Source organism: Ramlibacter sp., from assembly GCF_036676645.1.
GTDB lineage: Bacteria > Pseudomonadota > Gammaproteobacteria > Burkholderiales > Burkholderiaceae_C > Ramlibacter.
In genome coordinates this window covers 1-14,586 of record NZ_JAKFCM010000022.1, presented here as the reverse complement: position 1 = coordinate 14,586, position 14,586 = coordinate 1, and the positions used below count along the sequence as shown (strand labels likewise).

Annotated in this window: 10 protein-coding genes; 6 read left to right on the top strand and 4 right to left on the bottom strand. The window is 69.3% G+C overall.

Features of this window, described 5'->3' with window-relative positions; all coding sequences use genetic code 11:
• Nucleotides 1-8: 8 nt before the first annotated feature.
• Both aceF and aceE read right to left on the bottom strand, forming a co-directional pair.
• The gene (aceF, locus tag V6M57_RS04320; protein ID WP_332813754.1) at nucleotides 9-1,751 is read right to left on the bottom strand and encodes a dihydrolipoyllysine-residue acetyltransferase; all 1,743 of its coding nucleotides are present in this window, start codon (nucleotides 1,749-1,751) and stop codon (nucleotides 9-11) included.
• A gap of 43 nt (nucleotides 1,752-1,794) precedes the next feature.
• Nucleotides 1,795-4,506 (bottom strand): pyruvate dehydrogenase (acetyl-transferring), homodimeric type, encoded by a 2,712-nt coding sequence (aceE, locus tag V6M57_RS04315; protein WP_332813753.1) that lies wholly within the window; start codon nucleotides 4,504-4,506, stop codon nucleotides 1,795-1,797.
• A 185-nt stretch (nucleotides 4,507-4,691) separates the two neighbouring features.
• On the opposite strand from aceE, the gene V6M57_RS04310 reads away from it, so the two are divergent.
• The 5 genes from V6M57_RS04310 (at nucleotide 4,692) to V6M57_RS04290 (ending at nucleotide 11,487) form a co-directional block, all read left to right on the top strand.
• Nucleotides 4,692-7,229, top strand: coding sequence for a PAS domain-containing sensor histidine kinase (locus V6M57_RS04310; RefSeq protein WP_332813752.1), 2,538 nt, complete (start codon nucleotides 4,692-4,694; stop codon nucleotides 7,227-7,229).
• Nucleotides 7,226-7,855, top strand: a complete 630-nt coding sequence (locus tag V6M57_RS04305; protein ID WP_332813751.1) for a response regulator transcription factor — start codon at nucleotides 7,226-7,228, stop codon at nucleotides 7,853-7,855. Before V6M57_RS04310 ends, V6M57_RS04305 begins: the two co-directional genes overlap by 4 nt.
• Complete coding sequence (gene folD / locus V6M57_RS04300) at nucleotides 7,852-8,703, top strand: bifunctional methylenetetrahydrofolate dehydrogenase/methenyltetrahydrofolate cyclohydrolase FolD (RefSeq protein WP_332813750.1); 852 nt, start codon at nucleotides 7,852-7,854, stop codon at nucleotides 8,701-8,703. Before V6M57_RS04305 ends, folD begins: the two co-directional genes overlap by 4 nt.
• A 68-nt stretch (nucleotides 8,704-8,771) precedes the next feature.
• On the top strand, nucleotides 8,772-10,802 hold the full coding sequence (locus V6M57_RS04295) for a M3 family metallopeptidase (RefSeq protein WP_332813749.1): 2,031 nt from the start codon (nucleotides 8,772-8,774) through the stop codon (nucleotides 10,800-10,802).
• A 28-nt stretch (nucleotides 10,803-10,830) separates the two neighbouring features.
• Nucleotides 10,831-11,487: a DUF4124 domain-containing protein gene (locus V6M57_RS04290; RefSeq protein ID WP_332813748.1), complete on the top strand. Its 657-nt coding sequence runs from the start codon at nucleotides 10,831-10,833 to the stop codon at nucleotides 11,485-11,487.
• Here the strand turns inward: V6M57_RS04290 and rpiA are convergent.
• Nucleotides 11,484-12,155, bottom strand: a complete 672-nt coding sequence (gene rpiA / locus V6M57_RS04285; RefSeq protein ID WP_332813747.1) for a ribose-5-phosphate isomerase RpiA — start codon at nucleotides 12,153-12,155, stop codon at nucleotides 11,484-11,486. The genes V6M57_RS04290 and rpiA overlap by 4 nt on opposite strands.
• A gap of 38 nt (nucleotides 12,156-12,193) precedes the next feature.
• Here rpiA and V6M57_RS04280 point away from each other — a divergent pair, with 38 nt between their 5' ends.
• Nucleotides 12,194-13,246, top strand: coding sequence for a quinone-dependent dihydroorotate dehydrogenase (locus tag V6M57_RS04280; RefSeq protein ID WP_332813746.1), 1,053 nt, complete (start codon nucleotides 12,194-12,196; stop codon nucleotides 13,244-13,246).
• Between the two features lie 80 nt (nucleotides 13,247-13,326).
• Here V6M57_RS04280 and V6M57_RS04275 read toward each other — a convergent pair whose 3' ends face one another.
• Nucleotides 13,327-14,475, bottom strand: coding sequence for an NAD(P)/FAD-dependent oxidoreductase (locus V6M57_RS04275; protein ID WP_332813745.1), 1,149 nt, complete (start codon nucleotides 14,473-14,475; stop codon nucleotides 13,327-13,329).
• Between the last annotated feature and the right edge of the window lie 111 nt (nucleotides 14,476-14,586).

Below are 14,586 nucleotides of genomic sequence, written 5' to 3'. Positions count from 1 at the left end.
CTTCCCGTTCAGAGAAGCACTCGGCGGAAATCCGCCAGGATGGCGCCCAGGTGGGCGTTAAAGCGGGCGGCTGCGGCGCCGTCGACGACGCGGTGGTCCCACGACAGCGACAGCGGCAGCATCAGCCGGGGCTGGAACTGACCGCCGTCCCAGACGGGCTCCGTCCGGCTGCGGCACACCCCGAGGATAGCGACTTCCGGCGCATTGATGATGGGCGTGAAGTAGCGCCCGCCGATGCCGCCAAGCGAGGAAATCGTGAAGGTCGCGCCGCTCATCTCCGCCGGCGTCAGCTTGCCCTCGCGCGCCTTCTTCGCCAGCTCGGAGAGTTCGGCGCTGATCTGCAGGATGCCCTTGCGGTCGGCGTCCCTGATCACCGGCACCACCAGGCCGTTGGGCGTGTCGGCCGCGAAGCCGATGTGCCAGTAGCCCTTCAGCACGATCTGCTCGCCGTCCAGCGAGCTGTTGAATTCCGGGAACTGCTTGAGGGCCGCCACGCTGGCCTTGATGAGGAAGGCCAGCATGGTCACCTTCACGCCGCTCTTCTCGTTCTCCTTGTTGAGCTGCACGCGGAAGGCTTCCAGCTCGGTGATGTCGGCGTCGTCATGGTTGGTGACGTGCGGGATCATCACCCAGTTGCGGTGCAGGTTGGGGCCGGCGATCTTCTTGATGCGCGACAGGTCCTTGCGCTCGACCGGTCCGAACTTCTCGAAGTCCACCTTCGGCCAGGGCAGCAGGCCGAGCGCGGCACCGCCGGGCGCCGCGGCGCCCTTGCCGGCGGCTGCCTGGGTGCTGGCGTCGCCGCGCATCACCGCCTTGGTGAAATTCTGCAGGTCTTCCTGCAGGATGCGCCCCTTGGGTCCCGAGCCCTGCACCTCGCCCAGCGGAATGCCCAGCTCGCGCGCGAACTTGCGCACCGAAGGCGAGGCATGGGGCAGCTTGCCCGTGGGGGCGGCGGGCTCGTGCGGCGGCAGGGCGGCGGTGGGCAGGACGCGCCCCTGACCCTGGCCGCCACTCCGCCCTCCCTCCGCCGGCGCCGGCACGGGAGCCGGTGCAATGGCGGCCGTTGCGGCCGCGCCCTCCGGCCCGGGAGCCGGGGGCCGGGGCGAGGGGCTCGCCTCGGCCGCGCCTTCCAGCACGGCGACCGGATCGCCGATGTTCACCTTGTCGCCGAGCGCGACCTTCAATTCCTTGACCACGCCGGCCGCGGAGGAAGGGATCTCCATCGAGGCCTTGTCGCTTTCCACCGTGATCAGCGACTGCTCGAGCTTGACCGGGTCGCCCGGCTTGACCAGCAGCTCGATGACGGCGACGTCCTTGAATTCGCCGATGTCGGGCACGCGGACCTCGATCGTCCTGCTCGCTCCCTGGCCGGGAGAGGGCTGGGGCGCGGTCGCTGCGGCGCCCGGGGCCGGCGCTGCGCCAGCGCCAGCGGCGGCAGGGGGCGCTCCCGCGCCGGTCCCCGCCGGAGCGGGAGATGGCACGGCCGATCGAGCGGCAGGAGCATCGGCGGCGTTGCCGGTTTCCAGCACCAGCAGCACCGACCCTTCCGAGACCTTGTCTCCCAGCTTGACCTTCAGCTCCTTGACCACGCCGCCGTGGCTGGACGGAATCTCCATCGAGGCCTTGTCCGACTCGACGGTGACCAGCGACTGCTCCGGCTTGATCGTGTCTCCCGGCTGGACCAGCACTTCGATGACCGCGAGGTCCTTGAAGTCCCCGACGTCGGGGACCTTCACTTCGACCGATGCCATGGGCCTGTTCTCCTGTTTGTTCTTGTGAGCCGCCGGCCGGCGCTCAGGCGTGCAACGGGTTGATCTTGTCGGCGTCCAGGCCGTACTTCGCGATGGCTTCGGCCACCCTGGCGGCCGGTACCTTGCCCTCCTCGCTCAGCCCCTTCAGCGCAGCCACCGCGATGTAGTGGCGATTGATCTCGAAGTGCTCGCGCAGGCGGCTGCGGAAGTCGCTGCGGCCGAAGCCGTCGGTGCCCAGGACCTTGTAGCCCTGGCCCTTGGGCAGGAACGGCCGGATCTGCTCCACGTAGGCCTTGATGTAATCGGTCGAGGCCACCACCGGGCCGGCATGCGGCTGCAGCTGCTGCGCGACGAAGGGCACGCGCGGCTTGTCGGTCGGATGCAGCAGGTTCCAGCGCTCGCAGTCCTGGCCTTCGCGCGCCAGCTGGTTGAAGCTGGGGCAGCTCCACACGTTGGCGCGCACGCCCCAGTCCTTGTCCAGCAGATCCCGGGCCGCGATCGACTCGCGCAGGATCGAGCCGGACCCCAGCAGGTTCACCAGCGGCGCCCGGTCCTTGCCGGCGGCGGGCAGCGCCAGGTACATGCCCTTGATGATCTGCTCCTCGGTGCCGGGCTGCAGGCCCGGCATGGCGTAGTTCTCGTTGAGCAGGGTGATGTAGTAGAAGACGTTGTCCTGCCGCTCCACCATGCCCTTGAGGCCGTGGTGCAGGATCACCCCGACCTCGTGCGCGAAGCTGGGGTCGTAGCTCACGCAGTTGGGGATGGTCTGCGCCAGGATGTGGCTGTGGCCGTCCTCGTGCTGCAGGCCCTCGCCGTTCAGCGTGGTGCGCCCGGAGGTGCCGCCCAGCAGGAAGCCGCGCGCCTGCATGTCGCCCGCGGCCCAGGCCAGGTCGCCCACCCGCTGCAGCCCGAACATCGAGTAGTAGATGTAGAACGGCACCATGATGCGGTTGTTGGTCGAGTACGAGGTCGACGCCGCCATCCAGCTGGCCATCCCGCCCGCCTCGTTGATGCCCTCCTGCAGGATCTGCCCGGCCTGGTCCTCCTTGTAGTAGGACACCTGGTCGCGGTCCTGCGGGGTGTATTTCTGGCCTTCCGGGTTGTAGATCCCGATCTGGCGGAACAGGCCTTCCATCCCGAAGGTGCGGGCCTCGTCCACCAGGATGGGCACGGCGCGCGGGCCGAGCTGCTTGTCGCGCAGCAGCGTCGTCAGGAAGCGCACGAACGCCTGCGTCGTGCTGATCTCGCGGCCCTCGGCGGTGGGCTCCAGCACCGCCTTGAACGCCTCCAGCGGCGGCACCGGCAACTGCTCGTCGGCCCTGGCGCGGCGCTTGGGCAGGTAGCCGCCCAGCGCCTGGCGCCGCGCGTGCAGGTACTTCATCTCCGGCGTGTCCTCCTCCGGCTTGTAGAAGGGGATCTCCGGCAGCCTGTCGTCGGGGATGGGGATGTTGAAGCGGTCGCGGAAGGCCCGGATGTCCTCGTCGCTCATCTTCTTGGCCTGGTGGGCGATGTTCTTGCCCTCGCCGGCGCGGCCCATGCCGAAGCCCTTGACCGTCTTGACCAGCAGCACCGTGGGCTGGCCCTTGTGGTTGACCGCGCGGTGATAGGCCGCGTAGACCTTCTGCGGGTCGTGGCCGCCGCGGTTGAGGCGCCAGATGTCCTCGTCGCTCATCTTCGCGACCATCTCCAGCAGCTTGGGATGGCGGCCGAAGAAGTGCTTGCGCACGTAGGCGCCGTCGTTGGCCTTCATGTGCTGGTAGTCGCCGTCCAGCGTCTCCATCATGACCTGCCGCAGGATGCCATCCTTGTCGCGCGCCAGCAGCGGGTCCCAGTAGCTGCCCCAGACCAGCTTGATCACGTTCCAGCCGGCACCGCGGAACTCGCCTTCGAGCTCCTGGATCACCTTGCCGTTGCCGCGTACCGGGCCGTCCAGCCGCTGCAGGTTGCAGTTGACGACGAAGATCAGGTTGTCCAGCTTCTCGCGCGTGGCCACGCCGATCGCGCCCATGGACTCCACCTCGTCCATCTCGCCGTCGCCCAGGAAGGCCCAGACCTTGCGGTTGGCGGTGTCGGCGATGCCGCGCGCGTGCAGGTACTTCAGGAAGCGCGCCTGGTAGATCGCCATCAACGGGCCCAGTCCCATGGACACCGTCGGGAACTGCCAGAAGTGGGGCATCAGCTTGGGATGCGGGTAGCTGGACAGGCCCTTGCCGCCGACTTCCTGGCGGAAATGCAGCAGCTGGTCCTCGGTCAGGCGCCCTTCCAGGAAGGCGCGCGCATAGACGCCGGGGGAGCTGTGTCCCTGGATGTAGAGGCAGTCGCCGCCGTGGTTCTCGCTCTCGGCGTGCCAGAAGTGGTTGAAGCCGCAGCCGAACATGGTGGCCACCGACGCGAACGAGCTGATGTGGCCGCCCAGGTCGCCACCGTCCTCGGGATGCAGGCGGTTGGCCTTGACCACCATCGCCATCGCGTTCCAGCGCATGTAGGCACGCAGCCGCTCCTCCATCTCGAGGTCGCCCGGGCAGCGCTCCTCGTCCTGCGGCTCGATCGTGTTCACGTAGCCGGTGGTGGCGGAGAACGGCATGTCGATGCCCTCCTGCCGGGCCTGCTCGAGCAGGTGTTCCAGCAGGAAGTGGCCACGCTCGCGGCCTCCGGTGGCGATGACGGCGGAAAGCGCGTCGAGCCACTCGCGGGTTTCCTGGGCGTCCGTGTCGTTGGCGGCCGCGCCGAAAGCGTGCTCGGGCTGGGCTGACATGCTGGTCTCCTGTGGATTCGGGCTAATTTAGTACGGGTGCAACGGCTGGCCTGCGCCGGCAGGCGCGGGCCGCTGCGGGGTCCGCGCCAGTGTGGCATAGATCGAATTCCGTTTCAAATTGCGCTGCACCATTTCACAATGCGGTTGCCGGGCACTCGAAGGGCTCACCTACACTCTCAGCCTCCATGCAAGACAGCAGCGCCCACGACCTGCACGAGGCCGCCGCGCCGGTGCCCTGGCTGCGGCGCTGGTGGCGCCGCCAGACCCCGGGCCGGCAGGACCGCTTCGCGATGCTGGCGCCGCTGGCCGCGGTGCTGCTGTTCCTCGCCGCCATCCTTTCGGCGTTCTGGTACCTGCGGCTGGAGGAAATGGATCGCGAGCAGGAAGCGGTCCGGCGCGACGTCGAGTACGCGCAGCAGCGCCTGCGCCTGCGGCTGCTGGAGCGCCAGGAGCAGTTGATGCGGATCGCGCGCGACGTTTCCAACAAGGAGGTCGACGCGGAGGAATTCGTCAGCCGGGCGGAGACCCTGGTGATCCAGTACCCGGAACTGCAGGCCATGTCCTGGGTCGACGGGCGCCGCCGCATCCGCGCTTCGTACGCCGGGCCCAGCGTGCCGGCCCAGCAGTTGCGCAACGCCGGCGACCTGCTGGGGTCGGGAAGCGAGACCGAAGCCACCTATTCGCTGGTGCGCGACGTCCAGCAGCCGGTGTATTCGCAGCCGAGCGCCGGCACCGACCCGCCGCAGATGCTGCAGTTGCACGTGCCGCTGGCCGACCAGGCCCGCTTCGGCGGCGTGATCCTGGCCGAGTACTCGATCGACAGCCTGCTGCGCTACGGCGTCCCGTCGGAGGTCTCGGCGCGCTACGCGGTCTCGCTGCTGGACGCCAGGGGCCGCCTGCTGGCCGGCCAGGCGCTGCCCCCGCGCGGCACGGCCAGCCGCCTGCTGTCCTGGGCGGCACCGCAGGCCAACGAATTCGAAGTACCGGTGTCCCCGGTCGGCAACGGGCTGGTGCTGCGGGGGCAGGCCTACCGCACCTCGCTGGGCGTGGTCGGCAGCGGCCTGTTCTGGCTGGTGGGCACGCTCAGCGCCATGACGGCCTGGATGCTGATCGGCAACTGGCGCCACACGCGCCGGCGCATGCAGGCGCAGCAGGCGCTGATCGCCGAAACCAACTTCCGCCGCGCGATGGAGAACTCCATGCTCACCGGCATGCGGGCGCTCGACATGCAGGGGCGCATCAGCTACGTCAATCCGGCGTTCTGCCAGATGACCGGCTGGACCGAGGCGGAGCTGGTGGGCCGCACCGCGCCCTTCCCGTACTGGCCGGACGCCGACCGCGAGCAACTGGCCGCGCGCCTGGACGACGAGATCAACGGACGCAGCACCCCCGGCGGCTTCCAGACCCGCGTCAAGCGCAAGGACGGCAGCATCTTCGACGCCCGGCTGTACGTGTCGCCGCTGATCGACCCCAAGGGCCACCAGACCGGCTGGATGACGTCGATGACCGACATCACCGAGCCGAACCGCATCCGCGAGCAGCTGTCGGCCTCGTACGAGCGCTTCACCACGGTGCTGGAGGCGCTCGATGCCTCGGTGTCGGTGGCGCCGCTGGGCAGCGAGGAGCTGCTGTTCGCCAACAAGCTGTACCGCCTGTGGTTCGGCCTGAACACCGGCGGCCACCTGCAGATGGTGGCCCAGGCCGGGGTGCCCGACCAGCCGCGCACCGAGGAACAGCTGGACGAGGTCGACGCCTTCGCCGGCCTGCCCACCGGCCACCTGACCTCCGCGCAATCCGAGAACGCGGAGATCTTCGTGCCCGAGCTGGGCAAGTGGCTGGAGGTGCGCTCGCGCTACCTGAACTGGGTGGACGGGCGCCTGGCGCAGATGGTGATCGCCACCGACATCACCCCGCGCCGCCACGCCGAGGAGCAGGCCGCCGCCCAGGCCGAGCGCGCCCAGTCCGCCAGCCGCCTGGTCACCATGGGCGAGATGGCGTCCAGCGTGGCGCACGAGTTGAACCAGCCGCTCACGGCGATCAACAACTACTGCAACGGCATGGTGTCGCGCATCCGGGCCGGGCAGATGAAGGAAGACCACCTGCTGGAGGCGCTGGACAAGACGGCGCGGCAGGCCCACCGCGCCGGCCAGATCATCCAGCGCATCCGCAGCTTCGTGCGGCGCAGCGAGCCCAATCGCACGCTCTCGGACGTGCCCACCATGGTGAGCGAGGCGGTGGAGCTGGCCGAGATCGAACTGCGCCGGCGCAACGTGCGGCTGTCGCACTACGTCGCGGCGCGCCTGCCCATGCTGATGGTCGACCCGATCCTGATCGAGCAGGTGCTGGTCAACCTGCTGAAGAATGCGGCCGAATCGATCGAGCATGCGCGCCGGCCCACTGCGCAGCGCAGCGTCGAACTGCGCGTGGTGCCGCGGCACGTCGACAACCAGCCGGTGGTGGACTTCTCGGTGCAGGACACCGGCCAGGGCCTGTCGCCCGAAGTCCTGGAGCGCCTGTACGAGGCCTTCTTCTCCACCAAGGCCGAAGGCATGGGCATCGGCCTGAACCTTTGCCGCTCGATCGTGGAGTCGCACCAGGGCCGGATGCAGGCGGAGAACATCTACAATGGGAGCGAAGTCGCCGGCTGCCGTTTCTCCTTCTGGATACCGGTCTCGGGCGCTATCACTTCCGCAGCAAACAAGGACGCCGGAGCCGTTGCATGAGCCTGATCCCCAAGAAGGGCACCGTCTATGTCGTCGATGACGACGAGGCCGTGCGCGACTCCCTCCAGTGGCTGCTCGAAGGCAAGGACTACCGGGTCCGCTGCTTCGAATCCGCAGAGTCCTTCCTCTCCCGCTACGACCCGCGCGAAGTCGCCTGCCTGATCGTCGACATCCGCATGGCGGGCATGACCGGGCTGGAACTGCAGGACCGCCTGATCGAGCGCAAGTCGCCGCTGCCGGTGGTCTTCATCACCGGCCACGGCGACGTGCCGATGGCCGTCAACACGATGAAGAAGGGCGCCATGGATTTCATCCAGAAGCCCTTCAAGGAAGAGGAGCTGGTCAGCCTGGTCGAGCGGATGCTGGAGCACGCCAGGGGCGCCTTCGCCGAATACCAGAGCGCCGCCAGCCGCGACGCGCTGCTGTCGAAGCTGACCAGCCGCGAAGCGCAGGTGCTGGAGCGCATCGTCGCCGGCCGCCTGAACAAGCAGATCGCCGACGACCTGGGCATCAGCATCAAGACCGTGGAGGCGCACCGCGCCAACATCATGGAAAAGCTGAACGCCAACACGGTGGCCGACCTGCTGAAGATCGCCCTCGGCCAGCAACACCCGGCCAAGGCATGACCGCCCAGCTGATCGACGGCAACGCGCTCGCCCAGAGGATCCGTGCCGAAGTCGCCGGCCGCACCCAGGCCCTGAAGGCGCGCGGCATCGAGCCGGCGCTGGCCATCATCCTGGTCGGCGAAGACCCCGCCAGCCAGGTCTACACGCGCCACAAGGCCAACGACAGCACGCAGACCGGCCTGAAGGCCACGCTGGAGACCTACCCGGCCGACCTGCCGGAGGACAAGCTGCTCGAGCGCATCCGCACGCTGAACGACGACCCCGCCGTGCACGGCATCCTGGTGCAGCTGCCGCTGCCCAGGCACATGGACGCCAGCAAGGTGATCGAGGCCATCGCGCCGGCCAAGGACGTGGACGGCTTCCACGTGGCCAGCGCCGGTGCGCTGCTCACCGGACAACCCGGTTTCTGGCCGTGCACGCCCTATGGCTGCATGAAGATGCTGGAGAGCATCGGCTACGAGCTGCGCGGCAAGCATGCGGTGGTGATCGGCCGCAGCAACATCGTCGGCAAGCCGATGGCGTTGATGCTGCTGCAGAAGGACGCCACCGTCACCGTCTGCCACAGCCGCACCCGCGACCTGAAGGCCCTGACGCTGCAGGCCGACGTGGTGGTCGCCGCCGTGGGCAGGCGCAACGTGCTGACAGCCGACATGGTCAAGCCCGGCGCCGTGGTCATCGACGTCGGCATGAACCGCAACGACGAAGGCAAGCTGTGCGGCGACGTCGACTTCGCCGGCGTGAAGGAAGTCGCCGGCTGGATCACCCCGGTGCCCGGCGGGGTCGGCCCCATGACCCGCGCCATGCTGCTGGTCAATACGCTGGAAGCGGCCGAGCGCGCGGCAGGCTGATCGCCGCCATCGGCAAAGCCGATCCCGCAGGCCGTTGAAGTCGGCGGGGCTGCCGCAAAATGACCGGCATGCCCAATCCCCTGCTCGACTTCCAGGACCTTCCCCTTTTCGACCGGATCCGTCCGGAGCACGTGGCTCCCGCCATCGACAGCCTGCTCGCGGAGAGCGAAGCGGCCCTCGAAGCGGTCGTGGCGCCCGACTTCCCCGCCGACTGGCAGGCCATGGCACGGCGCCTGGACTGCACCACCGAACGGCTGGGCCGTGCCTGGGGTGCGGTGAGCCACCTCAACAGCGTGGCCGACACGCCCGAACTGCGCGCCGCCTACAACGCCGCCCTGCCGAAGATCACCGATTTCTGGACCCGCCTCGGTTCCGACGAGCGCCTGTACGCCAAGTACAAGGCCATGGACCCCGCGAAACTGGATCCCGAGCAGCGCCAGGCCCACAAGAACGCCGTCCGCAACTTCGTGCTGGGCGGCGCCGAACTGCAGGGCGAGGCCAAGGAGCGCTTCGCGCAAATCCAGGAGCGCCAGGCCGAGCTGGGCCAGAAGTTCAGCGAGAACGCACTGGACGCCACCGATTCCTTCGCCTACTACGCGAGCCGCGATGAGCTGGACGGCGTCCCGGATGACGTGGTCCACGCCGCCCGCGCCGCGGCCGAGATGGAAGGCAAGGAAGGCTGGAAGCTCACGCTCAAGATGCCCAGCTACCTGCCGGTGATGCAGTTCGCGCACAGCCGCGAGCTGCGCCAGCGCCTGTACCGCGCCTACGTCACGCGGGCCAGCGACCAGGCCCCGGAGGAATTCCGCAAGTTCGACAACACGGCCAACATCCGCGAGATCCTGGCGCTGCGCCTGGAAGAAGCGCGCTTGCTGGGCTACCGCAACTTCGGCGAGGTCTCGGTCGTGCCCAAGATGGCCGAGTCGCCGGAACAGGTCATCAAATTCCTGCGCGAGCTCGCGACCAGGGCCCGGCCGCATGCCGAGAAGGACGTGGCCGACCTGCGCGCCTTCGCCGCCGACCAGCTCGGCATTGCCGACCCGCAACCCTGGGACTGGAGCTACATCGGCGAGAAGCTCAAGGAGGCGCGCTATGCATTCAGCGAACAGGAGGTCAAGCAGTACTTCACCGCGCCCAAGGTGCTGGCGGGCCTGTTCAGGATCATCGAGACGCTGTTCGAGGTGGCGATCCGGCGCGACGAGGCGCCGACCTGGAACCCGCGCGTGGAGTTCTACCGGATCGAGCGCGCCGGCGAGCTGGTGGGCCAGTTCTACCTGGATCCGGCCGCGCGCAACGGCAAGCGCGGGGGCGCCTGGATGGACGACGTGCGGGCACGCTGGGCGCGGCCCGACGATGGCCGCCTGCAGACGCCCGTGGCGCACCTGGTCTGCAACTTCGCCGACGGCGTGGACGGCAAGCCGCCGCTGCTGACGCACGACGACGTGATCACGCTGTTCCACGAATCCGGCCACGGCCTGCACCACATGCTCACGCGCGTGAAGGAGCGCGACGTGTCCGGCATCAGCGGTGTGGAATGGGACGCCGTGGAGCTGCCCAGCCAGTTCATGGAGAACTTCTGCTGGGAGTGGGCGGTGCTGCGCCACATGACGGCGCACGTGGACACCGGCGAGCCGCTGCCGCGCGAGCTGTTCGACAAGATGCTGGCCGCGAAGAATTTCCAGAGCGGGTTGGCCACGCTGCGCCAGATCGAGTTCGCGCTGTACGACATGCTGCTGCACACCGGGCACGACCCGGCCGGCGACTTCATGGCGCTGCTGCGGCAGGTGCGTGCCGAAGTGGCGGTGCTGCCTTCGCCGGAATTCAGCCGCACGCCGCACACCTTCAGCCACATCTTCGCGGGCGGCTACGCGGCCGGCTATTACAGCTACAAGTGGGCCGAGGTGCTGTCGGCCGACGCCTATGCAGCCTTCGAGGAGACCGCCGCGCCGGACGGCATGCCCAGCGTGGAGACCGGGCGCCGCTACCGGCAGGCCATCCTGGAGACGGGCGGCAGCCGCCCGGCCATGGACTCCTTCAAGGCCTTCCGTGGCCGCGAGCCCACACTGGATGCCCTGTTACGCCACCAAGGCATGGCGTGACCTCGGTCACGGAAGGACAATTCGCGGCATGACGATCGCCGCCGCCCCCTTCGCCATCCGACTGGCCGCGCTCGCGCTGGCCTTGGGCGCCTGCACCGCCGGCGCGCAGCAGGTGTACCGGATCGTGGGGCCCGACGGGCGGGTGACCTTTTCCGACAAGCCGCCGGTGGACCCCGGCGTGAAGGCCGCGCCGGCGCCGGTGGTGGCCGCGCCCGGCCTGGCGGCAACCGGGAACGCCGCCCTGCCCTTCGAGTTGCGCCAGGTCGCCGGCCGCTACCCGGTGACGCTGTACACCGGCCCCGACTGCGCCCCCTGCAGCTCGGGCCGGGTGTTCCTGTCGCAACGTGGCATTCCATTCACCGAGAAGACGGTCACTTCGGACGAGGACGTCGCGGCGATGGAACGCCTGAGCGGTGGCTCGGCCGCCCTGCCGCTGGTGACGGTGGGCTCGCAGCAGCTCAAGGGCTTCTCGGAAGCCGAATGGTCGCAGTTCCTCGATGCGGCCGGCTACCCGCGCACCTCGCGCCTGCCCAGTGGATACCGCCAGCCGGAGCCGAGCCCGCTGGTGGTGGCGCAGCCCCTGCGCGCCGCCACCCCCACCGCTGCCGCCAGGCCGGCCGCGGCGGCCCCCGCGCCGGCGCCCGCACTGCCGCCCGGCAACAACCCGGCCGGCATCATCTTCTAGAACTGCAGCGTCCGCACGCCGCCTGCGGTGCCCAGCAGGCACACGGCCGCCTTCTGGCGGGCAAACACGCCCACCGTCACCACCCCCGGCCACTGGTTCACTTCGCTCTCGAACGCGAGCGGATCCTGGATGCGCAGGCCGCCCACGTCCAGGATGTGCTGGCCGTTGTCGGTGACCAGCGGCGCGCCGTCCTTCAGCCGCAGGCGGGACTGCCCGCCCATGGCCGCGAACTGGCGCGTGATGCGCGCGGCGGCCATCGGGATCACCTCCACCGGCACCGGGAAGGCGCCCAGCACCGGCACCAGCTTGGATTCGTCGGCGATGCAGACGAAGCGCCGCGACTGCGCCGCCACGATCTTCTCGCGCGTCAGCGCGGCACCCCCGCCCTTGATCATGAAGCCCCCGCCGTCGATCTCGTCGGCGCCGTCGATGTAGACCGAGAGCTCCTCCACTTCGTTGGCATCGAACACCGGCACGCCGATGGCCCGCAGGCGATCGGTGGAGGCGAGCGAGCTGGAGACGGCGCCGCGGATGCGGTCCTTCATGCCGGCCAGCGCCTCGATGAACTTGTTGACGGTGGAGCCGGTGCCCACGCCGACGATCTCGCCCGGCACCACGTACTGCAATGCGGCCTGGCCGACCAGGGCCTTCAGTTCATCCTGGGTCACGCGACAATCCCCGGCTGTTGCAAAGCCACAAATTATCCATGCCGCTGCTGCCCTACTCGCTCGCGCGCCCCTTCCTGTTCGGGCTGGACCCCGAAGCCGCACACGACCTCACCATGGAATCGCTGGCCCGGCTGCAGGGCACGCCGCTGTCCTGGGCCTGGTGCGCGGGGCTGGTGGACGACCCGGTCGAGCTCGCCGGGCTGAAGTTTCCCAACCGCGTCGGCCTGGCCGCCGGGCTGGACAAGAACGCACGCGCCATCGACGGACTGGGCGCGATGGGCTTCGGCTTCGTCGAGGTCGGCACCGTCACGCCCAGGCCGCAGCCGGGCAACCCCAGGCCGCGCATGTTCCGGCTGCCGCAAGCGAATGCGCTGATCAACCGGCTGGGCTTCAACAACGACGGCCTGGATGCCTTCGTGGCCAACGTGCAGCGGTCCTCGTTCCGCCGCCAGGGCCGCGTCCTCGGGCTGAACATCGGCAAGAACGCCGCCACGCCGATCGAATCGGCCACGCAGGATTACCTGCTCGGGCTGGCGGGCGTCTATCCGCATGCCGACTACGTGGCGGTCAACATCTCCAGCCCGAACACGAAGAACCTGCGCACGCTGCAGTCCGACGAGGCGCTGGACGCGCTGCTGGGCGCCCTGGCCGCCCGACGCCAAGAACTGGCGCGCGAGCACGGCCGCCGCGTGCCGCTGTTCGTGAAGATCGCGCCGGACCTGGACGAAGCGCAGGTGGGCGTGATCGCCGCCACCCTGCGCCGGCACGGCATGGACGGCGTCATCGCCACCAACACCACCGTCTCGCGCGAGGCGGTGAAGGGCTTGCCGCATGCCAAAGAAGCGGGAGGCCTGAGCGGCGCGCCGGTGCTGGCGGCCAGCAACCGGGTGATCGCCCAACTGCGCGCAGCGCTGGGAGCGGGGTTCCCGATCATCGGCGTGGGCGGGATCCTGAGCGGCGAGGACGCCGTGAGCAAGGTGCGCGCCGGCGCCGACGTGGTGCAGATCTACACCGGGCTCATCTACAAAGGGCCGGCGCTGGTGCGCGAGGCGGCGCAGGCAGTCAAGCAGATGCGCCACGCGCCGGCGTGACGGCCTCCTCCGGTGCGGTGCCGCCCGGACTCATGGCGCCGGACGTTACCCCGGGGCTCATGGCGCCGCCCGGATTCATGTCATTGCGGGCTTGAGCCGCGCAATCCATCACCCGTCGCCTGCAACATCGCCGCGACCTCCTCCCCGATCGCCATCGCGCTCGTCAGCCCCGGCGATTCGATCCCGAACAGGTTGACCAGCCCCGCCACCCCATGCAGCGCCGGCCCATCGATCCGGAAATCCGGCGCCTTCTCGTGCGGCCCATGGATCTTGGGCCGCACGCCGCTGTAGCTGGGTTGCAGGCTGCCATCGGGCAGCCCCGGCCAGTAGCGCCGCACCTCGGAATAGAAACCATCCGCGCGCGCAGGATCGACTCGCCAGTCGATCTCCTCGGGCGTGCGGATGTCCAGCCACTCGATGTCGGGCCCGAACTTGGCCTGGCCGCCCAGGTCCAGCGTCAGGTGCGTGCCCAGGTGGGCATCGGCCGGCGCGGGGTAGATCAGGCGAGTGAACGGCGCGCGGCCGCTGAGCGCGTAGTAGTTGCCCTTGGCGAACCACTCGCGCGGCACGAAGCGCGGATCGAGACCTTCGAAGCGCCGTGCCAGCGCGCAGGCATGCAGCGAGGCCGCGTTGACCAGCACCGGCGCGGCCAGCTCGGTGCCGTCGCTGAGCTTCACCACGTGCAGCCCGCCCTGTACCCCGAGGCGGGCCGAATCCACCGGCGCGCCGAACGCCACGATCCCGCCGGCCCGCTCCAGGTCGCCCTGCAACGCCAGCATGAAGCCATGGCTGTCGACGATGCCAGTGCTGGGCGAGTGCAGCGCCGCGATGCAGCGCAGGCCCGGCTCCATGGCCAGCGCCTGGTCGCTCTCGAGCCACTCGACCTCGACGCCGTTTGCAACTGCGCGGGCCTGCAGGCCGCGCAAGGACGGGACCTCTGCCTCGCTATTGGCCACCGTGAGCTTGCCGCAGCGGCGATGCCCGATGCCGTGGCTGGCGCACAGTGCGTACAGCAGCTCCTTGCCGCGCACGCACAAGCGGGCCTTGAGCGAGCCCGGCGCGTAGTACAGGCCGGCATGGATCACCTCGCTGTTGCGCGAGCTGACGCCCTGGCCGATACCCGCTTGGGCCTCCAGCACGATCGTCTCGCGGCCGCCCTGCGCGAGCGCGCGTGCCACCGCGAGGCCGACTACCCCGGCACCGATCACGATGGCATCGACTCGATCCATTCCTCCGCCCCTCTGTCAGCGCCGGAAACGAAGAAGCCGGCACGAGGCCGGCTTCGGGATTCCTGGTGGGTGATACATGGATCGAACATGTGACCCCTGCCGTGTGAAGGC

Bases quoted from the DNA above. Each gene is read 5' to 3' on its own strand.
- V6M57_RS04310 (WP_332813752.1), top strand. From the start codon at position 4,692: ATGCAAGACAGCAGCGCCCACGACCTGCACGAGGCCGCCGCGCCGGTG.
- aceF (WP_332813754.1), bottom strand. From the start codon at position 1,751: ATGGCATCGGTCGAAGTGAAGGTCCCCGACGTCGGGGACTTCAAGGAC.
- V6M57_RS04280 (WP_332813746.1), top strand. From the start codon at position 12,194: ATGCCGCTGCTGCCCTACTCGCTCGCGCGCCCCTTCCTGTTCGGGCTG.
- V6M57_RS04275 (WP_332813745.1), bottom strand. From the start codon at position 14,475: ATGGATCGAGTCGATGCCATCGTGATCGGTGCCGGGGTAGTCGGCCTC.
- aceE (WP_332813753.1), bottom strand. From the start codon at position 4,506: ATGTCAGCCCAGCCCGAGCACGCTTTCGGCGCGGCCGCCAACGACACG.
- folD (WP_332813750.1), top strand. From the start codon at position 7,852: ATGACCGCCCAGCTGATCGACGGCAACGCGCTCGCCCAGAGGATCCGT.
- V6M57_RS04295 (WP_332813749.1), top strand. From the start codon at position 8,772: ATGCCCAATCCCCTGCTCGACTTCCAGGACCTTCCCCTTTTCGACCGG.
- V6M57_RS04290 (WP_332813748.1), top strand. From the start codon at position 10,831: ATGACGATCGCCGCCGCCCCCTTCGCCATCCGACTGGCCGCGCTCGCG.
- V6M57_RS04305 (WP_332813751.1), top strand. From the start codon at position 7,226: ATGAGCCTGATCCCCAAGAAGGGCACCGTCTATGTCGTCGATGACGAC.